This window comes from Cellulosilyticum sp. WCF-2, from assembly GCF_003990395.1.
GTDB lineage: Bacteria > Bacillota > Clostridia > Lachnospirales > Cellulosilyticaceae > Cellulosilyticum > Cellulosilyticum lentocellum.
This window is the reverse complement of the sequence record NZ_CP034675.1, coordinates 1,528,639-1,555,024: the sequence shown is the minus strand read 5'-3', so window position 1 is coordinate 1,555,024 and position 26,386 is coordinate 1,528,639. Positions and strand designations below refer to the sequence as shown.

Here is a 26,386-nt window from a genome sequence, read left to right as displayed (position 1 = left end):
TTTCGTAAGCGTAAAATATCCCTGGACCTAAGTAGCTAAGTAGTCACAGGGATATTTTACGCTTACAAACTTTCTCTTCCAATAGTGATACTGATCAGGTGAAACGGCATTTGCCTTACACCACTCTTGAATACTAAGTTCGCTACTTGTACGCTCATCAATACGCTTACGCCATTGCTCTTACTTTGATATCATTGTCATATATTTTAGACATGTTTAATGGTAAAATCATTAGCTATAACATTTCTCTTCACTCAACATTTAGTCAAACTCTGGATATGTTGGACAAGGCTTTTGTAAAAATCTCTAATGGTACAGATCTTATTCTCCATTCAGATCAAGATTGGCAGTATCAAATGAAACAGTATCAATCCCGTCTCAAAGAAAAGGGGATTATTCAAAGCATGTCTAGAAAAGGGAACTGCTTGGATAATTCAGTAATGGAGAATTTCTTTGGATTACTAAAAACAGAGATGTTCTATAATCATGAATTCAATTCAGTAGAACATGTGATTAATGAAATAGAAAATTACATAGAGTATTACAATAATAGAAGAATTAAGTGCAAACTAAAAGGACTGAGTCCAGTGCAATACCGAATTCAGTCCCATAGAATTGCCTAAATATAAACCGTCCAATATTTGGGGTTCAGTTCATTAGCAATGGATATAGCCTTTTTTCATCAATTAATTAAAATATCAATCGCCCTTTAACGACTATATGACGTCGTAATATGATATACATCTTCTTCTCTTAAATAACTTAAGAGTCCTTATATCTCCCACCTATTTTTATCTCTATTTAGTATACTCAGTTTAGGTAAACGCAAATTTTCTAATCTTCCACGAAAGAAGTAGCTACTCTTATCAATGATACACTTGCCCATCATATACGAGAACAATTTTCTTTTCAGCAAAGTTAGTAATCTCACTCCAATCATTATTGGCATAGCGAACCTGTAATTGAATACTTCCTGTATTAGGTTGTAGCACATAGTTTTGATTGAGTTTGACTTCTAAGTAATTACCATTGGTGTCACTACCAAAGGTTCCCGTTACACCATTAAAAGCAACATACCAAGGTGATACGGTTAATTGCGCTGCTGCATTATCACACCAAAAATTCATGGTCTTAGTATCATTTTTTGTATAATAGTATTTAATGCTAAGCTTAGATAAATCTACAGCTTGAGTCGTTTTAGGTATTAACGTATATGTTTGATTAATAGAACTTCCTGCTGTTGTTACAACTTTTAGATCTACTATTGTATTTGGTGTTTCCTCTCCAGGATTGCTACCTCCACCTGGGTTTTCGCCACCTCCTGGATTTTCACCACCACCTGGGTTTTCACCTTCTCCAGGGTTTTGACCTTGATCAACCTTTCCTACTAAATCCAGTCTAGTAAGCGTTGCTACAAGTGGTGAATTCCAATAGATGTCCACCTCATTGGTAGAGTAACTTTCGATATGGTCTAAGTAGCATTTAGCTGGTGCCATCCCTTTTAAATAAGCTTTTGCATAGGTATCTTCTAAACTGGCATTAGGTCCACCCACAAGCATTCCTGGAATAGCTGCTTTTTGTACAATAGAAGGTCTATGGTGTGGGTTCTTAGGAGAAGTTGCTCCATAACCTGTTACATAGCATAAACCTATAGCATTTTTACCTAAACAGTAGTTAAGGTGCTCTTTAGCCCATTTGAGATAGTCTGCATTTGCTTCTACGCTGTAAGCTGTAATCAAAGTAAGCGCATTATTTAAAGTAGACATATTACTTCCCCAATAATAATTCACGCCATTTGAAACGCCATAACTGTCATTTTTAGCTGCTGTTACAATATCGTTAGCTTGGCTGACTATACTCGCTTTTACTTTATTATATGTTGCTGTATCTGTAGAAGCTGCTTTTAAGTAAGCGGTGTTACCGTAGTTACCAACACCGCCCCAATCAAAGCCTATTTCCACTTTTTGATTGACGTAATTTTTAAATGCCTCATGATATTTAGCTTCTCCTGTTGCTTTAAAGAGCTGTGCAGCTGCCCAGTATCTCTCATCTCTGTCACTTGTGTCACCATATTCACCTGTTTCAATATCAGATGGGTTTTTAAAGTTACTGCTTGGTGCTTGTTCTAAATAACTCCATGCTTTCTTAGCTGCTGCAAGGCATTTATTAGCATAAGCTAAATCACTGTCTTTATAAGTCTCATAACCCATAGCCATAACAGCTGCAAAATCAGCTGTAGCTGTTGTAGATATAGGACATACGATTAGCTGTTCCGTTTCTTCTTGTGGCATCACATATCCTGGGAAACTGGCACAAGTTACCTTATGATAAACACCTCCATTTGTTTGATTTTGCATTTTAAACATCCAGTCTAACTGGTTTTTCACTTCATCGAGTAAATCTGAAACACCATTTCCACTTTCTGAAATCCCCATTTGATCAGTAAATGCTGCTTTGTTATCCCCATAAGCAAGTAGTAAATCAGCTACAGCTTTGGAGGTTGCCACTACATAACGTCCATAATCTCCGGCATCATGCCAACCACCTGAAACATCAATGGTTTCATTAGTACCATAAATCTTAGCTTGGGTTGTATGGCAAGTAGGATGTGACCATTTCCCTGCAAGGGTACTTGTAAGTTCTTGTCCACATCGTTGCATATAAAACATCTTGAAAGCATCTTTAAAGACATTTTGATAAACATCCTCACCGATTTTAAAACTATAAGATTCTCCAGCATGAGTTGTTACAATCTTATAAGTACCAGGTGTTTTTACTGATGAAAAATCTCCTGAGCATGTATTTTCTTGTGTTGCAGCATCATAGCGACTATTTGATATATTGCTTTCATAAACAGTAGTACCGGTATCTACTGACACCACACTAAACTTAGTGTCCTCAATAGCCCCTCTAAAGACAACCGTTTTGGTTTCTTCTGGTTTATAACCTATTTGGTTTAAAACCACCTTTTTCTCTTCAACTGGTTTGTCTTCTTCGTCATAAACTACATTGCTGTCATCTATAAGGTAAAGCTCTACATTGTCGATTCTAACCTGATGGCTAGCAACAGCTCCATCTACATTTCCAAGGTTAAAAGCAAGCCTAGGCATTTTGTCTGTTTCATCTAGCATGGTGAATGTTTTGGTAATGGTCTGCATGACAGGAGTAGTGCTTATTCTATCATCTACATACCCACGATAATCCCCGCTATTAAGCTGAATCCTATAATCTACTTGTCGATTAACGCTTGAACTAATATCAAATTTTAAAACATACTTTCCATTTTTATATAATTTAAAGTCATCGTAATTAACCTGCATACTATAGGACTCTGTTCCACAATCTTGAATGTTTGCTTCAAGCTGTCCTTGATTTACTCCTAGAGTTCCCTTGCCTCCTAGAGTAGTGAAATATCCCCAAATCCCTATACCACTTTCAAAGTTACCATCTTTGATTAAATTCGAGGTGCTAGACTGTGTGGTCTGTGCCCATAGCATAGAGGTACTACTACTTACAGTACAAAAAAACATACATGCTGATAAAAATAAGGTGAACGCCTTTCTCATCATATCCTCTCCTTTTCATTGAGTTCATTACTTCCACTTGCATTATATGTATACATATAGTTCATCTTATTCTAACAATTAAAAATAATTTTTAAAATGATGTATCATGGTATTTAACTGATAAATCATGTTGTTTAAGGAGGTTTTATGATGAAAATTACGTACATTGGGCACAATCATACTCATGATATGGATTTTGAGATTCAACGTCCTCATGGTTCTGGAGACTACTTAGCTCTGCTTCTTAGAAGTCATGGTCTCTTTCTTTTAAATAACCAACCTGTCGTTCTATCACCAAATACCTTTTTCTTATATCAACAAGGTACGCCTCAGTATTACAAAGCTTATATGGAGCCTTTTTCTAATGATTGGTTTCACTTTACCCTAGAGGATGATGAAACTGATTTCTTTGAGTCTTTGCAAATTCCTTTTGAGACTCCTATTTCACTCCATCATTCACCTTTCTTTTCTTTACTAATCAAGCATATGACCTGCGAGTATTATACAAAGCCCTATTTTTATAATCAGAGCCTAGATCACTATCTCTCATTGTTTTTCATTAAGATTTCAGAAGCTTATCAGACTTACTATGAGCCTCTAACATCTTTACATATTAATCAGCTCGTCCTTCTTAGAAGCAAAATCTATAGTCGTCCTTATGAAAAATGGACAGTGGAAGGCCTTGCTCACGAGATTAATCTAAGCCCCTACTATTTTCAAAAGCTGTATAAAAAACAGTTTAATATTTCCTGCTTAAAGGATATTATTAACGCACGTATCGAATATGCCAAGCACTATCTCACCCTCATTGATATACCGATTAAATCTATTGCTGAAAATTGTGGTTATGAAAATGATGTCCACTTTATGAGGCAGTTTAAATCGGTTACAACTTATACGCCTAGTGAATATCGCAAGCTCCATACTTAGTATACTTATTACAAATCAAAACGGGTTGTCTTAAATGGCACTAGCCAATAATCTTTCTAAAACACTTGCTATTGAATCTGTATTGATCAATTAATGAATACTAAAAAATCCTACAATACTTTGAAACCAAGTATTGTAGGATTTTATTTACTCTATCTCATACGATAAGAACTTGTAATGCACGGTTTAGGAAAACTGCTGAATATACTCATGTTTATCATATTCTTCTAAATGATCTATAATCCCAAACTCTGCAATACATGGCACTTTTATCCCCTCTATTTCTTGTGACTTATAATCCACTCAAATATTTCTTCTTCATTTTTATCTCCACTAGCCACAGCTAACCCTAATTCTATAAGTTCTTGTTGTGTATAAGCTAAAATAATGCCATTCATCTTGCAAAGTAAGTTCATTACAGCTACACCGATACGCTTATTTCCATCTACAAATCCATGATTACAGATAAGGCTATATGTTATGACTGCTATCTTGCTTTCATCTGGTGTATATAGTTCTTCTCCCCCGAATGTCATATTCCCTCTACCTAAAGCACTTTTTAGAAGTCCTGCATCTCTAACTCCACTACTTCCACCTGTTCTTGCTACTATCTTTTTATGGAACACTACTAATTGTTCAAATCCTATATCCTTCACTATTTAGCAAGCTCCTTTAGTGCTTCTTCATTTTCAAATATAACTTCATCCATAAGATTTCCTATCATTTTCTCATTTTTTTGTTTTAAAAACTCTACAAAATCTATTACTTCCATTTTCTGATTGTCTGTTAGTGCTTCAAATTCATTTACTAACTTTTGAGCAAGTGTCATGCCTCTTCCTCCTCTTATTTTATTATTTATCTTTATTATACAATATGAACAACATTCTTGTTAACTATTCATTTATAAGCTTTTCCACTCCTCAAGTTGCTTGATAAGCACTGGAATATGACATACAATAGCATCTCTTGAATAATCATAGCTCCCATCTTTTAACTCATATTGCTGATAGACAATAACCGTATCTCTATTTAACTTGTTTAACAAAATTTCATTCCCCTCAAATTTTCCTTCCCTTATATGGCAAGATAGTAAGAATTTTTTTATTTCTTCATACATCTCATCATACATTTCAGACTCAAAAAAATCTTTCAATCTCTTATCCATATTTTCATTCCTTTCATTTCCCTATTCTTAGCCTTCTACACAAATTTAGTATAGAATTCATAGCAGGTCCACTTCTCTATACAAGCTATTATTTCAACCTTTGACCAAGTCACCACTTTCTCCACTGGATTCTCCCAATCATACTCCTTTACCACTTGTATGATATAATTCCCGCCATTTTCTCCATTTACATACCATCCTAAGTCAATAATTATGTTAGCTTTATCACTTATAAGCTGTAACAAGTCTTCATTCAATTCATAGGAATATTCTTCACCGTGTATTGAGATATCATATTCTGTAAAGTTATTATAAGTAATTTTCCATCCAGCTTGAATTCTGAGTGGTTGTAATTCAAAGAACATTTAATCCCACCTATCCATCTCTTTCTTTTATTCTAACATGATTAATTTTACTAGTAATATTAATTTATAAAATATACTTCTAAAGTCAATATTTCTTACTATTTATTATATACTTGTCAACTCATAGATGGACATTCTAATCATCCTTTGCGATGTCGTAACGACGACGACTAATTGAAACTACCTGGTATTACTTAAAAATGCTTATTATTTTCTTACAAACAGAAAAACTCGTAAGCTATTGATAGTCAAAAACTTACGAGTCTCATATAATTGTACCTGATAGAATGAATTCTTATGACACACGGTTTAGAAAATCCTATTCTATGCCTTTTATCTCTAAATCAACCCTTCTGCTTCATGCTTTGCAAGGAATTTTATGAGATAACTTAAAGTGCAAAAATCATTGTCGATTTTGCCTTTCATTAGTGTCAAACCTTTAATTAAAGTTGTTTCTTCAAATTGTTCTAAAAGTCTCATCATACTAATGGTATTGATTTCACCCTCTTTGGTATCTAATACTCTAGAAGCTTTTACATATTTATTCTCCATAGCTAGTGCTACTGCTTCTTTTAAAGGTTCACTTATTTCTATAGTTGGTGCTTCTTCATAAATCTTAATATTAACGCTAATGGTATTTAAGTTCTTGGCTTTAGTCACATCTGTCCCTACAAAAATAACATTTTTAAAGACCGCATCAGAGAAGTCTACACCATCTAAATTAGCTCCTTCAAATACCACATCCTCAAATCTCGCTCTTTTAAAACGGCTTTTCTTTAAATTACTCCCTACAAACTCTGCTGCTTTAAAAGAAGCGCCATAGAAATTACAAGATTTAAAGTGGGCTCCTCTAAAGCTAGTAAAATCAAAATTAGAACCTGAGAAGTCGCAATCATAACAATGGCTTCTTCTTAAATCCTGATACATAAAATTCTTATTTGTTTTCTCAGCATTTTTGTAGTTAATGCCAGGCTCAGCTTTTTTCTTCATTGGTGGTTTCTTCCCACCTGTTTGCTTATTTTTAAAGTTACCACCTTGATTACCTCTGTTATTTGATTTATTAACATTTTGCTTATTAGTCTTGTTTTCGTTAGTCATTATTTTCCCTCCAATATGATAAAAAGCCTTAAACTTTACCTATCTGTTTTCTATTATAACATATCTAATCAATCTCATACTTAGCTTTGTTAATTGAGGTCTATTGGCAAAGGGAATACTACGTAATCCTTAAATATCTCACAAGGCAAAGTGGCTATAACACTTTTTAGGTTATAGCCACTCTCTATTATTCCTATCTCAAGATCTATTTAAGCATCGTATAGCTTACTCTATTACTCATCCAGTCTCTTTAACAACCCTCATTGCTCTAATGGCATTAATCCCTCTTCGCCTTCTTCAACCACATGCATAATCCCCCACATACCAGATTCTATATCCCAAGTAATGTTAGCAGATTGATACATATAGTCTCCTGTTTGATATACTCCAGCTGTAGCTCCTCCTATTAGGTCTTTCCTATAGTTATCACCGATTGTAATAGCTCCATCTACTCCTATAATAGGTGAATTCATATTGGTACTCTCTGAATGCTCCGCATGACCATGCACATAAAATGTGGTTGCTCTTGGTTTTTCAGCTGGCATGAGTAATTTAATGGTAATAGGATCACCTGGATTTGCATAAAATACAGGGGTTGAAATATCCGATAAATCCGGCTCATCTGAAGTAAATACATTACCTATTACAGGATCTTGTAACAGTCTATTATAGAAGGGCTCACTTCTTAGGTTATATCCCTTCATACCTTGATCTTCTGTATCAAGATCTTCATCATCTACTGCAATCTCTGGATTAAAGAAGAATTTAGGGAGTAAGTCACCTTTCTTATCTTCTAGATAAATACCATTATGAGCCAGCAGTACAAATTGCCTATAATCAGGTAGAAATGGATTCCTAATAACCAGTTGATCTCCCTTATCCTTTTCACATCCAGTAAATGGATCGTAAGACTTAGAACCCACCTCTGCAAAGCTAAGTGCTCCAAATAAACCATGTTTTCTATGATTCATTGAATCACCAAAGTCTACAACTATAGCTTGTGTGGCTGTTTCTGGATAATACCATCTATAGGTAATAGATTCTCCTACTCCTATAGTCTGATCTGGATTAAATCCTATTGTTGCACCATCAGAACCAAGCACATCATATTCTGCACCTTGGGTATTCATAGAGACTCTTGAACTATATGGCCAACATTTCTGTACAGGTACCTCTGGGAACTGTGGTACATCTAGCTCCTTCGGCATAAGATTCACTAAAGTTAATTCTATGCCTTCTCCTGCATTAATAGTGAGTATAAGCGGCTCTGGATTCTTCTCTCCACATAATACCTTCTCTACATCTTCTAGTAATACAAATATCATGCCATATGGGTCATTATCACAAAATTGATTATAGATGATAGGCTTTTGCACCGCAGCTACATTGAAGTGATTTACTTTAGTTCCACAGGGGAATGGATTACCCGGTGAAGTCGCTTTAGGTGGTGGGCAGCATGTCTGATATGGCATAGGCTCTTTTCGTCTATGAAGTAGTGGTCTATCTTTTAGCGGATATAAAGTAGGTATCGAGGTTCCCCTTACCCTAGTGATTCCCCATGTTCCTAACCAAAGATCATCCATACCACTAGAATAATACAAAACATCAAAGTCTTCTCTGCCACTTAAGCTCTCTAATGAAAATTCAAAGGTAAAGGTTTCTGAAATCCCTATATGCTGCTCTGCTACAATAGTTGAGTCTACATCTGTTCTATCTCTATGCCATTCATACCTGTTAAAGTTAATAGCATGAGATTCTTCATGAGCTCCATCAATGAGCCTTACTCTTACAGGATCCCCTGCATAACCTTCAAATAGTGGTGTCCAAGGATCTCCATGCACATAAGAACTAAATACGTGGGCTGGTTCACCACCTCTTATATCAAATGGTGCATTGGTATAATTAAAAGCTATTACCCCCATATCATCCATGATGCCAGGCTCATCTGGTGGATTTAGTGCCTTACCTTTTCCATCATAAACTGGTGCCCAGTCATGAACTGCTAAACAGAATTCCCTGAAATCTGGAATAAATGGATTCTGTATGATAGCCTGCGTACCTGCTGTCATACGTTTTCCTGTGTGAGTATCTAAGAACTTAGATCCTTCTGACTCTACTATCAGTCCACCAAATAAGCCATGTAGCTGTACAGAATTTGCAAAAAGGTGATCATGGAAGAAACATACTTTTAGCTCTACATCGGCATACCATCTATAAACAACTGTTTGTTCATGAGCAGTTCCTGTAAAGTAATTCCAACCTGTATTAGCGCCATCAGATGAAAGTACATCGAATTTTACAAAGTGTACGTGAGTAGAAGCAAATAAGGTATTAATTTGAATTTGAAATGCATTAGGTCCTAGTTTCTCTGGAAACTTATTCGTAAAATGAATCTCTATACATTCTCCTGCCTTAGCCCTAATGAAGAGCGGTTCAGGTTTTTTAGTTCCATTTCTAATAGCTTCTTCATCTTTTTTGAGTACATAAAATCTTCCTTCTGGGTCATGCCAATCGGCTTCGTTATAAACAAGATTTTGCTGAATTCCTACTATATCATAGCGACGTACAGGGGCATCTTCTGGACAAGGATTTACAAATAACGCACCTAGTTCAGCGTTACCTACTAATGCATCTTTCTCTAACTCTGTTATTGGAAAATCTCGATCATAGCCTTTAGGTGGTACTGGACTTCTACATCCTACTTTGCCTGGAATAAAGAATGGAAAACCTGGGTGCTTTTCTGTAGGTTTGGGTGGACAGGGTCTATCTGGAAGTGGCATGAGCCTTGTAACGGGTGTGCCATCAGGATAACAACGATTTCCCTCTTCAAGTACATCATGGATACGTTGAATGCCCCACATGCCCTCAGCAAAGTGAGGATATAAATGGCAGTGATAAACAACATCTCCATAGGCCTTTTGCAAACTACCTGCTCCATATAAAATATCAAAGGCAATGGTCTCTCCTGGTCCAAAGGCACGTGAATCATTTAAGAAAGATTCTTGTACTTCTGGTTCAGATAACCACTGTTGCAAATGTAAATGGAAAATATGGGTTTCCTTTACGCCACCATGAATGGCATACCATCTTACAGGGTCTGCTTTATAGCATCTAGGAAGTATAGTAGGGGGTGGATCTCCGAATACCCATGAATCATGGTGTACTTCTTCCCCTTCACAGTAAGGACATACTACTTTTTCCATAATGAGCTGCATTTTATTACGCATAGGTTCTGCACGGTAGTTAATAGAATGCGTCATTTCTGGAAAACCGGTCATAGGATCTATAGGTGTTTCACCAAACCTGTTTTTAACAGCTGCTTCATCATGAAAAATCGTTACAAATTCTCTAAAATCTGGCCTGAAAGGATGGTGAATATCTGCAAACACACCACTTTCTAGTGGACATCCGCTCTGAGGATCTGTCCATGTACTACCTGGTGCTTCTACAACTATGGCACCAAATAAGCCATGTATATTACTCCCTATTTCTGAACTTAGTGCATTTCCTAAATCACTAAAATGAAACGCTCCTTGCGCCTGGGCATACCATCTATAATAAATGGTTTTTCCTGGCGCTGCTAATGAACTTTCATTGTCTCCTACAAACGCACCATCTGAATTCTGTACCTCATAAGGTAGGCCTTTGACATTCATAGAAGCAGAAAAGCAAAGTTCGTTCTTAAAGGTAATTTCAACAACATCGCCCTGGTGTGCACGTATGACTAAAGGCTGTACGAGATCCACATATGTTCCTGGACATTTTTTTATCCTTTTTTTAATCTTTTTTTTGTTTTTATCTAGCACGTACATGAGGCCATTCGGATCCACATCTCCGTATTTATTGTAGACAATAGGAACTTGAATGGCTGATACACAAAAATGTCTAACCATTATTATCTCCCCTTCCTATTTACCACACAACAGGAATTTCTCCCTCACTTTCTTCAGCATAAAATGTTGCAATGTGTTCTAATTGGATAGCAAACTCTTGATTCTTTAATGGACCCGGTACGCCAAATTCACTTATGACATGTATGGTGTCAGGTTCTACTTTTATGAGTCTACCTACTACAAAAAATGGAAAAGCGCCTGTCATAACAAGTACTCTATTTCCTACGCTAAGACTTATTCTCTCTACTAATGTTAGATTCATTACTTTCCCTCCCTACTAAAAAAGTGAAAATCTAATTGAAGGATCAAATGGTGTAAACCATACAATGTTAATCAGTGGAATGATGAGCGGTGTTGGAAAAATAAATTCAGGTGCATTACTCATCTTAATATTTACATTTTCAAGTACCACATACTCATCCGTTACTTCTACCACATCGCCGCAAAAGATAGGCCTAAATACTTGATTAAGTATATTGAGTTGATTATCATCTAAGACAACTAGCAGTGATTCTCCCATAAAGGCCTCTAAATCTTGCGCTAGGTCACGCCTTGCAAATAAGCTTTCTTGATCACTTGAATGGCATTTCTCTCTACATTTATCCTTATGATTACAACTACTCTTTCCCATATTCTATCCCCCCATTTTCTAATGCTCATGCACATTATGATCTATATATAATTTAATGTCTCCAGCTATTAGCGCTCCACCTAAGTTAGTAGCTCCTGCCTGCACAGATGTACTATAGATGAAAATCTGAGTTGATCGTTCCTCATGTCCTGGATGTCTTTGATTTCCTTGCTCTACTTGATGCCCTTGTTCTTTTTCTTTTTCTTTTTCTTGTTCACTTTGTTCTTCTTGATATACTGTAATGACAATATCCCTAGTACTAGCTTCCTCATGGAATATAGCGAGCATATGCGTTTTACCGTTACTTTCAAAGAATTTAAGAACATCTGCTCTCACTTTAATCTCCTTACCTATATCTTGCAATTCAAGCTCTCCCTTATAAACTTGCATTTCACGTTCCACAAAAATAGTAAAGCAAATTTCCTTCTGACTCTGGGTGTCTAATAAAATACCCTGCCCATCCACTAATACCTCATGATGAGGTATCCTAGGCACATTACATACCTCAGGTGCACATACTGGTGCAAATACACCATTGCACATGCTACTAAACATATGGCACATAGCGGGCCCTTTACAGCCTGTATCCCCTGTTCCACATCGCTCCATTTCACACGTATGGCACATTTCTTTACAGTCTGTATCTTCTTTTTTACATCTTTTCTTTTTAGACATATAAGCTCCCCCTTTCTCACTTTAAAGTTTTCTTTCTCATTACTATCTCTACTAACTCGTCACGCTTGTTTCTGCTATCATAGTATGTTCGATATGCTATTTGGTTCTATTTATTTAATAAATTTCTACATAATAAGACAAAGGAACTATGCTGCAGCTGCAATAGTTCCTTTAAATAAAATATTATATTTTTAACGATAAGCTGTTTTTATAGCCTTAGCTAAAACTTTAGGATCTTTATTATAAGGTGTAACAGGGCAGACTTTCTTATCCTTCACACCAAACAAGGTATAAACAGCTATTCTAGCGGCTCTTACTGAATACTCTTCAGTAAATACCATGTCTTCCGGGATCTCAACAAACTGGCTAATCATGGCAAAATTAGTAGAGCCTTCTGGTACTACCTTTGGTCTATCCTTCATTTTACGTGGTTGGAACTGTGCAACAATATAAGGCATCATACATGGAATGACATTGATGACTGTCTCCATTACCTCTTCCAACTCTTCTTCCATATGAAGATGATGAAGGAGCTCAGTTAAAATCTCTTCACCGCTGCAATCTCTCATAGGCTTTTTCACATAATCACCAATGCGGTCTGTATAAAGGCCATAGCCCCAAAAGATGGTGACATCCATAGGCTGCTTCTTAAAATGAGGCTGGGCAGCAACAACAATACTCATAAGCCAGCTAGAATCCTTAAAGGTCATGAGTGCTCCACTACCTGGGATATTCCCTGAGAATTTTTCTATCATTTTAAGAAGCTTATTACCACGGCAGGTAACCGTAAAGCTTTCCCAATTAGTTTCACTAGGATGTCCAAAAAAAGGTGTTGGATTTCCTAGATTAGGCCTCTTTCTAGCAACTTTCTTCCACAATTCTCCTGAAATGGGATGCTTGGGTTCATAAGGTGCTGGCGTATTAAAATCTCCCAAGGTTGCACAATCTGTCATACACCCATTGGTCATTATACAAACATCTTCTTCCTTTAAATTAATAATCTTTTCGCCTTCCTTATCTTCTATATGAAGCGCTGAAACTGTAATACCGGGCCCTTGTTTAAACTCTATATCTGTCACAGTAGCATTAATGCTAAAGTCTACATTGAAAGCATCTAAATAGGCTTTTAGCGGTAGGATAACAGACTCATATTGATTATAAGGTGTACGTGTAACCCCTTCTAAAGTTTCAATTCTAGAGAATTCGAAAATCATACGATCCATATAACGTTTAAATTCAAACAAGCTAGACCACTTTTGAAAAGCAAAGGTAGTTTGCCACATATACCAAAAGTTAGTAGTAAAGAAATGTGGGGTATCTGCAAACCATTGTTCAATAGTCATATCATCAAGTTTACTTTCTGGCGTAGCCATAAGTTTTGCAAGAGCTAGCCTGTCGGCCTTATTAAACCCCATGCTTTTTACATCTTGAATAACGCCCCTCTTGTCTACTAAACGTGCTTGAGCATGAGTAGGATGTAAATGGTCAAAATTTAAGATTTCTTCTGTCACACTCATACCTGGCATATCTAAGGAAGGAATACTAGAAAATAACTCCCAAAAATTCTCATAGGTTTCTTCATTAAGCATACGACCTCCACGACATACAAAGCCATATACGGCTTCACCTGCACCGTCATTGCTACCACCTAATACTTTTAAACCTTCAATAATATGGATGTTTTCGCCTTTAAATTGGCAATCTCTAATCAAGTATGCTGCTCCAGCTAGAGACCCTAAGCCTCCACCAACAAAGTACACATGTCCCTTCTGATGCCTTAGACCATGAGCTGCTCTGGTGGCTGCCTCCCAGCTTTCTCTTTGTGACTTTTCCTCTTTTTGCTCTTTTAACTTCTTGCCACTTAACATAGCAATAGCTCCTGCTGCTGCACCTATAACAACGCTAGCTGCTACTATAGGCGTGGGTGATGCTTTTTTTCTTCTTCTTTTCATAAAAACAACCCCTTCGGTTCTCGTTAAATATTGTCAAAATGACTTCCTTTATAACTTAGACCAAAGAGGCTATTATTATTCAATATTATTTACTTTCTTACTCGCTTTGCTTATAATTCCCTAATATTTTAAAATAAGGACACTCGTCTTTAATCTTACTCAGCGCTATAAGCACATTAACATCTTGTAGATTACCTTCTAAGTCTGCAAAGAAATAATACTCCCATTTCTTTTCAAGTAGTGGTCTAGATTGAATCTTTAGGAGATTTAATCCATTGTACGCGAAATGACCTAGAATATTATAAAGTGATCCACTCGTATGAGCTGTGTTAAAAACAATACTGATTTTATCACACTCATCTGTAATATGCATTTTTCTAGCTAATATAATAAAGCGAGTAAAATTATTTTTATTAAAATGGATATTCGATTTTAGAATATCCAGACCATAAAGGCTTGCAGCACGTTTACTAGCAATAGCAGCTTTACTAGCATCTTTAAGCTCTGCTACATGTTGACACGCTGTAGCCGTATTGATATAAGGTATTTGTTTCATTTTGGGATGTTCTTTTAAGAAAGCTTTAGTTTGTGAAAGACCTTGAGGATGAGAATAAACCTCTTTAATATCCTCTATCTTTGCTCCCTTTAGCCCTAATAAGTTATGTTCAATCTTAATGGTCTGCTCCCCAACAATGTAAAGCTGATGTTCCTTGATTAAATCATATGTATCAAAAACCTCACCTGCACTAGAATTCTCTATAGGCACTACCCCATAGTCAATACTGCCTTCTAAAAGTGCTTCAAAGACATCTTCAAATGAGTCATGGGCGATAAGCTCTGACCACTGACCTTTAAAGTAGGTATAGGTAGCTTCTTCCCCGTAAGCACCTGGTACCCCTTGGTAGCCTACTCTAGGAGAGGGTTTAACAGTTTCGTTAATACCCTCTTCTATTTGGTTTAAAATATAATCACTATGCTGATATAAGTTTTCAATAGATAATTTTAATCTGTCCGTAATGCCTTTATAGTCTGCTTCTCCCATTTATTTCACCCCGCTGATATGACGATCTTCTACTGCTGCGTATTTAGCAACTTTACTGATAATGTGGCTGAAGCCTTCTGGTGTTACAGATTGTGGCCCATCACAAAGTGCTTTTTCTGGATTGTTATGAACTTCAATGATTAGGCCATCTGCTCCTGCTGCAATAGCTGCTGCGCACATTGGTTCTACCATATAACGAAGACCTGTGGCATGGCTTGGGTCAATGATAATAGGTAAGTGACTAAGCTTTCTAATAGCTGGAATAGCTGATAAATCTAAAGTGTTACGTGTATAATTTTCAAAGGTTCTGATACCTCTTTCACAGAAGATAACTTGCTCATTACCGCCTGCCATAATGTATTCTGCTGACATAATCCACTCTTCAATTGTAGCTGAAAGACCTCTTTTAAGTAAAATAGGTTTTTTAGTTTGACCAAGCTGTTTAAGGAGTGAGAAGTTTTGCATATTTCTTGCGCCTACTTGGATAATATCTACATCTTCTACGAATTGGTCAAGTGTTGCTGGGTCCATAATTTCTGTAACAATTGGAAGGCCAGTTTTAGCTCTAGCAATTTTAAGAAGCTCTAAGCCTTCTGCTTCAAGTCCTTGGAAAGCATATGGAGAAGTACGAGGTTTGTAAGCCCCTCCTCTAAGGAAAGTGGCACCGGATGCTTTTACTGCTTCTGCAATCCCCACAATTTGTTCTTCACTTTCTACAGAGCAAGGTCCTGCAATAATAGCAATGTCCTTTCCTCCGATTTTTCTGCCCCCAATTTCAAATATACTATCATCTGGATGAAAAGCTCTATTGGCTTTCTTATAAGGTTGTTTCACACGCATAGCTTTATCTACTCGGCTATCTCTTGAAATATCATCGACTTCAATAGATGATGTGTCTCCAATGAGTCCTAAAACTGTACATTGGCTTCCTGTAATCTTTTGAATTTTTATGTCATAACTAGATGTCAATTCTTTCATTAATCTATTAATTTCCTCTTCTGGTGTGTTGTTTTTCATTACAATAATCATATTAAATGACCTCCCATATTTTAGTATTTACTATTTCTTAAAGTTTATTTTTAACGGTTGTTATTTTTTGGCTATTACTTCTGCTTACATGATTTAATCTACATTTTGAACCTATTTCTTACAGCAACTCTTTCACTTTAAAATTAAACTACTCTATTTATATCAAATTATTGAAATCATCCTTGACTTACTAGAATACTGGGCCCTTTCTTCGTTGTAAGTCATCTTATTTCAATAAATGAGTTTTCTATGGTAAAAAATAAAGGCCTTATGCTCCTAGGAACATAAGGCCTTTATATCTTTTATGAGTTCGGAAATAAGATATATTGACTTAGACTAATATGCTAGAAGACTTTAACTTATTTTGTTTGCAGCAAAAATAACCAGCGCTAAAATAAAAATAGCCCCAGCTAAAAAAGTAAAAGTTAAATTGTGCTGCAAGTTTTTTAGTTAAAGTACTCATCAATAGATCTCCTTTCCCTCAAAATTTTATTTTCAAATTTTCAGTATTTACTAGTAGTTTTAAATTAGGTTTATTATAAGTGGATAATTTTTGTTTGTCAATGTTGTTTTTTTAATTTTGACAGCCAGCCTTACTTCGCTATTAATAGGTTTCCTTTGTCATTTGGTCTTTGAAAGGCCTTTCATCAAGGGCCCTTACCTGACAAATAATCTGACTATTTTTGTATGTTTTGCACAAATAAATCATTTTATAAACGTACTCATGTCCTATCTTCTCTGCTTAAATGCCTCTAATATTATTAGCTCCTTTAGCTTAAAATAAACGCGGTACAATATAGCTTTGCCCTGCTTCTTCTATGAGATGCAATTTTTGATGATAGACACGCTGTAATTCTATGCCTTGCACCATTTCTTGTGGTGTACCTGACATAATAATCTTTCCCTCTTCCATAAGTAGTAACTCCTGACAGCTTTGGAGAGCTAGATTAAGGTCATGGAGCACCATGACAATCGTTAAATGACGCTTTGCTTTGAGCCTTTCGATGCAATGCATCAGCTCAATGCTATTATGCATATCTAACATAGAGGTGGGCTCATCTAATAATAAAAGTGGGGTATTTTGAAGTAATGCCCTACCAATAAACACCTTTTGTGCTTCGCCTCCACTTAAGGTATTAATAGGCTGGTCTTTAAGGTGCAAAATCTGTAGTTCCTTTAAAAGCTCTACAACTTCCTCCTCAACTTCCTTAGAAAGGTTTCCCCATAGATCCATTTCTGTGTATTTTCCCATTAATAGCATTTCATAGACGCTAAAGTCCACTTGCCTTGTATTTTCTTGAAAAACAAAGCTCACCTTTTTAGCATAATCCTTGACATGAAAGCTTCTTATATCTTTATCCCCATAAAAAATCGTATTTTTAGGTGGCACGATGAGGTTCATCATATGCTTAAGGAGGGTACTTTTTCCTGCGCCATTAGGTCCAATAATCCCATAGGTTTTGCCTTCTTCAAACTGGAAGGAAATACTGTTTAAGATTGTCTTATGACTTTTTTCATAGCTTAAGTTTCGAATACAAATCACTAGCTTTCCCTCCTGCGCTCTTTATAAATCAAATACATAAAATAAGGTGCTCCGAATAAAGCAGTCACAATACCTAATGGCACTTCCCCTTTACTAGACACTGCCCTTGCTAAGTCATCACAAAAGAGGACGAAGTACATCCCGAAAAAGCCACACAATGGTAAGGTACGCTTATAATTAGAGCCAAATAACAACCTCACCATATGGGGAATAATAAGTCCCACAAAACCAATAGTCCCTGTAAAAGCCACATTAGTGGCAATTAAAATACTGCTGGCTACTAAAAGCCTTTTCCTCACTTTGCTTACGTCTACCCCCATTGCTTTAGCCGCTTCTTCTCCCATTAAAAGTAAATTGAGCTCTTTACGATAAACAAAAAATAAGCATAGAATAGGCACAGTAATAGCTAGTAGAATACCAACTCGCTTATAAGAAGCTGCATTTAGAGAACCCATCCCCCATACAAATACGGCTAACTGCTTATCTTCGCTTTGAATTCGTATATAAGATAAGAGGGCAGAAAAGAAATAGTTAATAGCAAGACCTGAGAGCAGCAGCCTAATAGGTGATACTTTTCCTTTAATGCCTGATAAGCTAATGACTAAACCATTAGCAAGCATAGCACCTACAAAAGCCCAAACAGGTAAAAACCCTCCTAATATAAAACCCATAGCCGCACCTAAAGAAGCCCCTGAAGAAACGCCTAACATATAAGGGTCTGCCATATCATTTCTAAAAAGGGATTGGTAAACAGCGCCAGTTATGGCTAGATTAATGCCTGTAAGTAGTGCCATTAAAATTCTTGGGATTCTTAGATTCCACACAATGGTTTCTTGTCCCTTGGAAATAGATTCACTAAGAGGAACTAGCTTTAACTTAGCGCCAATAATATTGATGATGTCACCTACAGTAATATCAGCAACACCTATAATCACGGAGATACACGCAAATAAAATCAGACATAAAGTTAATAGGAAATATAAATAGCTTATATTTCCTATTAACGCCTTTTTATGTTTCATCTTATTTTGCAAGTTCTGGATGAATTTTTTGCGCCATCTCTACGAGGGCATCTGCTACTCTAGGGCCTTGTCTTGAAATACTATCTCCGTCTATTTCATAAACTTTGCCTTCTTTCACAGCTCTTAAATCCTTATAGAAATCAGTTGTTGCCATGTCAGCAGCCATATTTACGCCTGATGGTACAATAATTATATCTGGGTCACCATCAGCGATTTGCTCTTTGCTAATAGACCAACCTGAGATATCCTGGGCAATATTTGTAGCACCTGCTAAATGAATGATTTCACCAATGAAAGTATCTCCACCTGCACCGTAATCACTTTCACCAAAGCCTGTTGCATAATATACTTTTGGGAGTTCAGTTAAGTTAATTCCTTTAAGAGCTATTTCTAAGTCAGCTACTTTTTGTTTCATTTCAGCAACTACCTCTGCTGCTTTTTCATCTGTACCTGTAAGCATACCTACTTTTTCAATAGCAGAGTAGGTTCCTTCAAAGTTTTCTTGTTCATTAAGGAAAGCCACATTAATCCCTACTTCTCTTAATTTACCAATGACTTCTTCTGATACGTGAGTTGCACCTACTACTAGGTCTGGATTTAAATCTACGATTGCTTCTACATTAGGGTTAGAAGTACCCCCTATTTCTGGAAGTGCTGTAATGCTTTCTGGATAGTTGCAGTATTTTGTACGACCTACCATTTTATCTTCTAAACCTAAAGCACAAAGAATTTCTGTTGTACTTGGTGCTAAAGAAACGATTCTCTCTGGTTTCTTCGTTAAAGTAATTTCTGTTCCTGTAGAATCAGTAATGGTCACGTTAAATGCTTCATCTGCAGTTTGCTCTGGCTGACTTGTGGCTTCTGCTGAGACTTCTGGTGATGTACTTGGAGCTGTTTGGTCCCCTTGATTTTTACTGCCACAGCCTACTAATAATAAGCCCATTAAAAAGGTTACTAATAATAAACTAATGACTTTTCCTTTAAGTGCTTTCTTACTTCTCATTTTTAGCCTCCTATGCTATTTTTTAGAAGAATCCCTTTTCTCATCTTCTTTTCTTAGAGCCCTTTTAATCACTTATACTTTGACAAAAGTTCCCTTTATCTCTGCCTGCTTTTCTTTGAAAAATTTTTCGGCAAAATAAAATAGCTGCCCAAGATTTCTTAGGGCAGCATTAATAGCACCATCAACTATTTTTGATAGTTTCACGTACTATTCTCTCCCTCCGAAAGAATACTTTCTCACACATACAAGGCAGGTCTCCTGGCTCATAGTTCTTCCTCCGGCGCCTTCCCATAAACCTTGGTTTACAGTGGCTTTTGCCTTCGTCCCTATTAACAGTAGCGGGGGCTGCAGTTCTTAACTTTCCCTATTAAGTCCTTACGGACACCTTCTATGCTTTATTCATTTGTATTATTTCTGTATTATCATGTCATACTATTTTAATGCTGTCAAGCTTCAGTCTCTACTACTATTCTTATGAAGCTATGATTATTTTTATACTATTTAATGAGATTTGCCCCTTGGCACTTAACACCTTTCTATGATGCCGCTATACGGAAGGCACTCTTTGATTTGATTATTTTCAAATCATATCCTTAACCATTCTACAAACTCTAACAACTAGCATCTTAGATTAATTCAGCCTTCTTCAAAAGCTTGATAATAATAGTTGCACTTTCTGCTCTTGTTAAGTTATCTTGTGGAGTAAGCCTTCCCTTATTATCTCCTGTAAAAATACCATTCTCTATGCAGATTGTAGCTGCCTGTCTTGCGTATAATGAAATACTCTCAGCATCCTTAAATAACTTAAGTTGATTACTCACATCCGTATCAGATACTGTTACATTCATACCTGCTATCTTCATGGCTTTCGCAAGCATTGTCATTGCTTGCTCTCTGGTAATTAAGTCTTGTGATCCAAAATTTCCATTTGAATAACCATTAAGTATGCCATACTCATAGGCAGTATAAATATAATCATAATAGGAATCCTCTTTGTGAACATCACCAAACTTTTCTGAGGAATTTGTTCCTTTTAGTCCAAGTGCTTTGACTATCATTGAAGCAAATTCTGCTCTTGTTATCGCTCTGTTTGGAGCAAAATTCCCATTACCCACACCATCATCAATTAGTCTTGAACCAACATCATTCACATAATCCTTTGCCCAGTGTTTTTCTACATCCTTAAATGTTACCGGATTCCAAATAACTGTATAGGTACTGTTAGTAAGGCTGTTGATCTTTGCATAATATCTTTCATCAACATACTTGACTATGGTAGAAACATGTGTGAAAGTGCCATCTTTGTTAAATACTACCCCTGTCGTTATTTGATTCGTATCAACTCCCTTTGGTAAAAGCACTGTTCTTTCTACGTAATGGTTAAACTGAGATACCTCAACCGTTTTGCTACCGTTTGTGCAAGTTATTTCAAAGTCCGTAGGATGTACTACTAGCTGGAAGTTATTCATTTTAGCACTGGTTTCAACCTTCGTTATTGTTTCTTTTGATGAATTTGAAACACTAATGTTTACTTTGATATCTTTTAACTGAACCTGACTACCTATTTTTTCTGAAATGCTACCTATATTAATAGCTGCTGCAGGTAGCGTATAACTAATATTCTCTGTTTTAATCTCAAGGGTTGCAGCTTTATCTTGCATGTTCTTAACCGTTTGACTGTTGAGCTGTCCTATTACAATATCTGAGTTGTTATATACAGGAATTATAATCGTGCTCCCAACATTTTCTGTATTTAGCTTGGCAGTAAGCTTTTCATCATCTAGTTGAATGGTTGTTTTCTTTCTGCCATTTTCCACTTCAATTTCAGAGGTTGCATAGTTCACTTTATCATTGTTAATCAATATTTCAATAGTTGGAGTAATGACTGCCTTAGGAGAATATGAACCACCACCACCACCACTTTGTCCTGATTTCTTTCCTACAACACCTGTTCTTACACTTTCTACTGCTGTCCCCTGTGCTATTCCAGTTGCTGCTACTGGGATTACTTCAAAGCTGATATATTTTTCTTCATCTGAACTAGTAAGTACATAGGTGATACCTATTGCTCCTGCTATCGCAGTCTTGTTAAGTCCTGATGCATTATCTGCTCTGTACCATTTATAGGTGCTGGCTCCTTGTTCATCTCCGTTGACATCACTATAAGTATAGTGACCTGTAAGTGTTTCTCCTACCTGAAGTGTTCCTGTTATAGGCTGCACTGCTGCTGTAGGCGCTACTTGAGCTAATGCTACTGGTCCTATCCATGCGCTCTCTACTGCAATACCTTGAGCAACTCCAGTTGTTGCTACTGGTGTTACTTCAAAACATATATACTTTCCTGCATCTCCACTAGTAAGTACATAGGTTGTTGCATTTGCTCCTGCTATTACTGTTTTATTTAGTCCTGATGCACTATCTGCTCTGTACCATTTATATGTGCTAGCTCCTTGTTCATCTCCATTGACATCACTATAAATATAGTGACCTGTAAGTGTTTCTCCTACCTGAAGTGTTCCTGTTATAGGCTGCACTGCTGCTGTAGGCGCTACTTGAGCTAATACTACTGGTCCTATCCATGCGCTCTCTACTGCAATGCCTTTAGCAATTCCAGTTGTTGCCACTGGTATTACTTCAAAACTTATATACTTTCCTGCATCTCCACTAGTAAGTACATAGGTTGTTGCATTTGCTCCTGCTATTACTGTTTTATTTAGTCCTGATGCACTATCTGCTCTGTACCATTTATATGTGCTAGCTCCTTGTTCATCTCCATTGACATCACTATAAATATAGTGACCTGTAAGTGTTTCTCCTACCTGAAGTGTTCCTGTTATAGGCTGCACTGCTGCTGTAGGTGCTACTTGAGCTAATGCTACTGGTCCTATCCATGCGCTCTCTACTGCAATGCCTTTAGCAATTCCAGTTGTTGCCACTGGTATTACTTCAAAGCTTATATATTTTCCTTCATCTGAGCTAGTAAGTACATATGTTATACCTGTTGCTCCTACTATCTCAGTTTTATTAAGTCCTGATGAATTATCTGCTCTATACCACTTATAAGTACTTATTCCTTCTAAATCTCCATTGATATCACTGTAAGTATAGTGACCTGTAAGTGTTTCTCCTACTTGTAATGTTCCTGTGATTGGCTGCACTGTTACTGTAGGTGTTACTTCAGCTAAAACGATTGGTCCTGTTATCCCACTCTCAACTGCAATTCCTTGAGCAATTCCAGTTGCTGCTACTGGCGTTACTTCAAAACTTATGTATTTACCTATATCTCCACTAGTAAGCACATATGTTTTCGTTGTGGCTCCTGCTATTACTATTTTATTTAGTCCTGCCATATTATCTGCTCTATACCATTTGTAAGTGCTTGCTCCCTCTAAATCGCCATTTACATCACTGTAGGTATAGTTTCCTATCAAAGACTCTCCCACCTGTAGTGTTCCTGTTATTGCCTGTACTGTTGCTGTAGGAGGTGCTTCAGCAGGTACTATTACTCCTGCCCATGCACTCAATACTGCTGTTCCCTGTGCTATTCCGGTTAAAGCTACGGGTGTCACCTCAAAGCTTATATATTTTCCTTCATCTGCACTCTGAAGCACATATGTTTTAGCGTTCGCTCCTGCTATCTCAGTTTTATTAAGTCCTGATGAACTATCTGCTCTGTACCATTTATAAGTGCTTGTTCCCTCTAAATCACCATTTACATCACTATAGGTATAGTTTCCTGTCAAAGACTCTCCTACCTGTAGTGTTCCTGTTATAGCCTGCACTATTGCTGTAGGTGCTACTTGAGCTACTACTACTGGTCCTACCCATGCACTCTCAACTGCAATGCCCTGTGCTATTCCAGTTGCTGCTACTGGTGTCACTTCAAAACTAATATATTTACCTATATCTGCACTCGTAAGCACATAGGTTTTGGTTGTTGCTCCTGCTATCTCAGCTTTGTTAAGTCCTGATACATTATCTGCTCTGTACCATTTATAAATACTAGTTCCTTCTAAATCACCATTGACATCACTGTAAGTATAGTGACCTGTTAGTGTTTCTCCTACCTGCAGTGTTCCTGTTATAGCCTGCACTGTTGCTGTAGGTGCTACTTGAGCTACTACTATCGGTCCTGTTCTCACACTCTCTACTACAATACCTTGAGCAATTCCAGTTGTTGCTACTGGTATTACCTCAAAGCTTATATATTTACCTATATCTGCACTGGTAAGTACATAGGTTATACCTGTTGATCCTACTATCTGATCTTTGTTAAGCCCTGATGCATTATCTGCTCTATACCATTTATAAATGCTTGCTCCTTCTAAATCTCCATTGACATCACCGTAAGTATAGTGACCTGTTAGTGTTTCTCCCACCTGTAGTGTTCCTGTTATTGCCTGTACTGTTGCTGTAGGAGGTGCTTCAGCAGGTACTATTATTCCTGCCCATGCACTCAATACTGCTGTTCCCTGTGCTATTCCGGTTAAAGCTACGGGTGTCACCTCAAAGCTTATATATTTTCCTTCATCTGCACTCTGAAGCACATATGTTTTAGCGTTTGCTCCTGCTATCTCAGTTTTATTAAATCCTGCTGAGTTATCTGCTCTGTACCACTTGTATGTACTGGCTCCCTCTAAATCACCATTTACATCACTGTAGGTATAGTTACCTGTCAAAGTCTCTCCAACTTGCAGTATTCCTGTAATAGCTTTCACTGTAGCTGTAGGTACTGCTTCAGCTAAAACGACTGGTCCTGTTCTAGCACTTTCAACTGCAATGCCCTGTGCTATTCCAGTTGCTGCTACTGGTGTCACTTCAAAACTAATATATTTACCTATATCTGTACTCGTAAGCACATAGGTTTTGGTTATTGCTCCTGCTATTACTGTTTTATTTAATCCTGCCATATTATCTGAGCTATACCATTTATAAATACTAGTTCCTTCTAAATCACCATTTACATCACTGTAAGTATAGTGACCTGTCAGTGTTTCTCCTACCTCCAATGTTCCTGTTATTGGTTGTACTATTGCTGTGGGAGGTGCTGGAATCTCAGATATATAGTCAACAGTCAGGGTAGGATTGCTTATAGAACTTATTGAAGTATTTCCGGCCATATCGTAGAGCTTTACACTTACAATTCCACCTAATGCAACTGCCGCCTGCAACTCAGCATTGTTGTTTGTTCCTAAATTAAAGGTGACCTGTGTATCTCCTGATGTGATTGACGTATCAGATGCAATCAGTGTATCTGATAGATAAAGTTCTGCCTTACCACCTGTTACATCAGCCGCAGTAATTGTCGCTATTGCAGTCATGTTTGTATTTGACTTATTTAAACTATTTGCAATAACCGTTCCACCTATAGGTGTTACTGTAACCGCTGTTGGTGCTGTTGGTGCTGTCTTATCAAAAATGATCGGACTTCCTGCTGTTACTGCTGTCATTTGCATTGCCTCATTGTTTACTATATCCTTAAAATTAAGTGTGAATGGTATTGTCCCCTCTGTATCTGATTCTTGCATTATATAGGTAGCCTTCCAGGTCTTCGCATCACCATCACCAGCATCGTTAACAATAGCAGTCTGCCCAGCAATTGTTACAGTTGGACTTTGAATATTTTCATTGGTTGTTATGCTTAGTGTAATTTGATCTCCTACCTTTGCTACTGTTGTTACATTTGCATTATCTGAAGTCATTGTTAAACCCAATATGATTGGTGGAACTTCATCTACGGGAGTAACATCATACGTAAGCGATTCTAAATATCCTGAGATTATATCAAGATTTCCTCCACCCAGGTCAGCCCCGCATATTCTAATTTCATCGACATTCTTAAACTCACTGTCTTTGCTACGCATATCAAAATACTCATCTGCAGTTGTGTCAGAATAATTGATAAACTGTTTCTCAGTAACCTGTATACCGTCTCTCCAACCAGTTACAAACATACTATGTATAGATGAACCCGTAAAATTAAATCCGCCAAAATTAAACTCATCTCCGTTACTATTTAAAATATGTAGTTCATCCACCTGGCCATATCCAGTAGATATTGAAAGCCCTGCTGGTCCTGTCCATTTCTCTATAGCTCCATCGTTAGCAGCAGCACCATCTATCTTTGCAATAAATCTCCAATTATTGTATGTATATACCCCTCCACTTAATGCAGGAGTCCCGTCTATAAATCCCCATCCCTCAAAATCTTCAACCATATCTGCAGCAAAAATACTTACTGGATTTGTTATTAGCATACTACCAATAAGTATAACGGATATTATAATTCTTATTATCCTAGATTCCATTTAAATCCTCCCTTTTTCTTTATGCCAGCTAAGTTACTTTCATATATCGATAGATTATATTAAAAAATCCAAAAAAATATACTACTGCTTATTGTAATATCTTTTCATTATGAACATTAAAATATCTAAGCACATTAAATAAAGTATTCAATATGCTTAGATAT

At 36.9% G+C, this 26,386-nt stretch carries 19 protein-coding genes, 2 pseudogenes and 1 riboswitch; of the genes and pseudogenes, 2 read left to right on the top strand and 19 right to left on the bottom strand.

All coding sequences use genetic code 11. The features are described from left to right. Positions 1 to 27: 27 nt before the first annotated feature. A pseudogene (gene tnpA, locus EKH84_RS22930) lies at positions 28 to 168 on the bottom strand (IS66 family insertion sequence element accessory protein TnpA); the annotation flags it as partial. A 26-nt stretch (positions 169 to 194) separates the two neighbouring features. Here tnpA and EKH84_RS06735 point away from each other — a divergent pair. After that, positions 195 to 623: pseudogene (locus tag EKH84_RS06735) on the top strand (IS3 family transposase); the annotation flags it as partial. 243 nt (positions 624 to 866) lie between these two features. On the opposite strand, the gene EKH84_RS06730 reads toward EKH84_RS06735, so the two are convergent. Then, positions 867 to 3,566 (bottom strand): glycoside hydrolase family 9 protein, encoded by a 2,700-nt coding sequence (locus EKH84_RS06730; protein WP_127065697.1) that lies wholly within the window; start codon positions 3,564 to 3,566, stop codon positions 867 to 869. Positions 3,567 to 3,716: 150 nt separating this feature from the next. On the opposite strand from EKH84_RS06730, the gene EKH84_RS06725 reads away from it, so the two are divergent. After that, on the top strand, positions 3,717 to 4,496 hold the full coding sequence (locus tag EKH84_RS06725; protein ID WP_127065696.1) for a helix-turn-helix transcriptional regulator: 780 nt from the start codon (positions 3,717 to 3,719) through the stop codon (positions 4,494 to 4,496). 278 nt (positions 4,497 to 4,774) lie between these two features. On the opposite strand, the gene EKH84_RS06720 is transcribed toward EKH84_RS06725, so the two are convergent. From EKH84_RS06720 to EKH84_RS06650, 17 genes are all read right to left on the bottom strand, one after another. After that, positions 4,775 to 5,152 carry a type II toxin-antitoxin system death-on-curing family toxin gene (locus EKH84_RS06720; protein ID WP_190283512.1) on the bottom strand — a complete coding sequence of 126 codons (378 nt, stop codon included), beginning with the start codon at positions 5,150 to 5,152 and terminating at the stop codon, positions 4,775 to 4,777. After that, complete coding sequence (locus EKH84_RS21915; RefSeq protein ID WP_190283511.1) at positions 5,152 to 5,325, bottom strand: hypothetical protein; 174 nt, start codon at positions 5,323 to 5,325, stop codon at positions 5,152 to 5,154. Before EKH84_RS21915 ends, EKH84_RS06720 begins: the two co-directional genes overlap by 1 nt. Before the next feature lie 72 nt (positions 5,326 to 5,397). Further along, the gene (locus EKH84_RS06715; RefSeq protein WP_127065694.1) at positions 5,398 to 5,661 is read right to left on the bottom strand and encodes a hypothetical protein; all 264 of its coding nucleotides are present in this window, start codon (positions 5,659 to 5,661) and stop codon (positions 5,398 to 5,400) included. A gap of 35 nt (positions 5,662 to 5,696) precedes the next feature. After that, entirely contained in the window at positions 5,697 to 6,026 is a 330-nt protein-coding gene (locus EKH84_RS06710; protein ID WP_127065693.1) for a hypothetical protein, read from the bottom strand. Between the two features lie 339 nt (positions 6,027 to 6,365). Beyond that, a complete protein-coding gene (locus EKH84_RS06705) occupies positions 6,366 to 7,124 on the bottom strand; it encodes a pentapeptide repeat-containing protein (protein WP_127065692.1) in 759 nt (252 codons plus the stop codon). A gap of 260 nt (positions 7,125 to 7,384) precedes the next feature. After that, positions 7,385 to 11,017, bottom strand: a complete 3,633-nt coding sequence (locus tag EKH84_RS06700) for a multicopper oxidase domain-containing protein (RefSeq protein ID WP_127065691.1) — start codon at positions 11,015 to 11,017, stop codon at positions 7,385 to 7,387. 19 nt (positions 11,018 to 11,036) lie between these two features. After that, on the bottom strand, positions 11,037 to 11,279 hold the full coding sequence (locus EKH84_RS06695; protein ID WP_013655702.1) for a hypothetical protein: 243 nt from the start codon (positions 11,277 to 11,279) through the stop codon (positions 11,037 to 11,039). A gap of 15 nt (positions 11,280 to 11,294) precedes the next feature. After that, positions 11,295 to 11,648, bottom strand: a complete 354-nt coding sequence (locus EKH84_RS06690; protein WP_207669761.1) for a hypothetical protein — start codon at positions 11,646 to 11,648, stop codon at positions 11,295 to 11,297. Between the two features lie 18 nt (positions 11,649 to 11,666). Beyond that, positions 11,667 to 12,323, bottom strand: a complete 657-nt coding sequence (locus EKH84_RS06685) for a hypothetical protein (protein WP_127065690.1) — start codon at positions 12,321 to 12,323, stop codon at positions 11,667 to 11,669. A gap of 191 nt (positions 12,324 to 12,514) precedes the next feature. Next, positions 12,515 to 14,275, bottom strand: coding sequence for an oleate hydratase (locus tag EKH84_RS06680; RefSeq protein WP_190283510.1), 1,761 nt, complete (start codon positions 14,273 to 14,275; stop codon positions 12,515 to 12,517). Positions 14,276 to 14,372: 97 nt separating this feature from the next. Then, positions 14,373 to 15,317, bottom strand: a complete 945-nt coding sequence (gene pheA, locus EKH84_RS06675) for a prephenate dehydratase (protein WP_127065689.1) — start codon at positions 15,315 to 15,317, stop codon at positions 14,373 to 14,375. Next, the gene (gene aroF, locus EKH84_RS06670) at positions 15,318 to 16,346 is read right to left on the bottom strand and encodes a 3-deoxy-7-phosphoheptulonate synthase (protein WP_127065688.1); all 1,029 of its coding nucleotides are present in this window, start codon (positions 16,344 to 16,346) and stop codon (positions 15,318 to 15,320) included. It lies immediately after the preceding gene. A 775-nt stretch (positions 16,347 to 17,121) separates the two neighbouring features. Beyond that, a complete protein-coding gene (locus EKH84_RS06665; RefSeq protein WP_127065687.1) occupies positions 17,122 to 17,889 on the bottom strand; it encodes an ABC transporter ATP-binding protein in 768 nt (255 codons plus the stop codon). After that, a complete protein-coding gene (locus EKH84_RS06660; RefSeq protein ID WP_013655695.1) occupies positions 17,889 to 18,911 on the bottom strand; it encodes a FecCD family ABC transporter permease in 1,023 nt (340 codons plus the stop codon). The genes EKH84_RS06665 and EKH84_RS06660 overlap by 1 nt, the downstream gene beginning before the upstream one ends. A gap of 1 nt (position 18,912) precedes the next feature. Continuing rightward, complete coding sequence (locus EKH84_RS06655; protein ID WP_127065686.1) at positions 18,913 to 19,914, bottom strand: ABC transporter substrate-binding protein; 1,002 nt, start codon at positions 19,912 to 19,914, stop codon at positions 18,913 to 18,915. Between the two features lie 72 nt (positions 19,915 to 19,986). Next, the gene (locus EKH84_RS22620; RefSeq protein ID WP_256372388.1) at positions 19,987 to 20,118 is read right to left on the bottom strand and encodes a hypothetical protein; all 132 of its coding nucleotides are present in this window, start codon (positions 20,116 to 20,118) and stop codon (positions 19,987 to 19,989) included. A 27-nt stretch (positions 20,119 to 20,145) separates the two neighbouring features. Then, a riboswitch (cobalamin riboswitch) is annotated at positions 20,146 to 20,318 on the bottom strand. A gap of 222 nt (positions 20,319 to 20,540) precedes the next feature. After that, positions 20,541 to 26,222: an S-layer homology domain-containing protein gene (locus EKH84_RS06650; protein WP_127065685.1), complete on the bottom strand. Its 5,682-nt coding sequence runs from the start codon at positions 26,220 to 26,222 to the stop codon at positions 20,541 to 20,543. Positions 26,223 to 26,386: the final 164 nt, after the last annotated feature.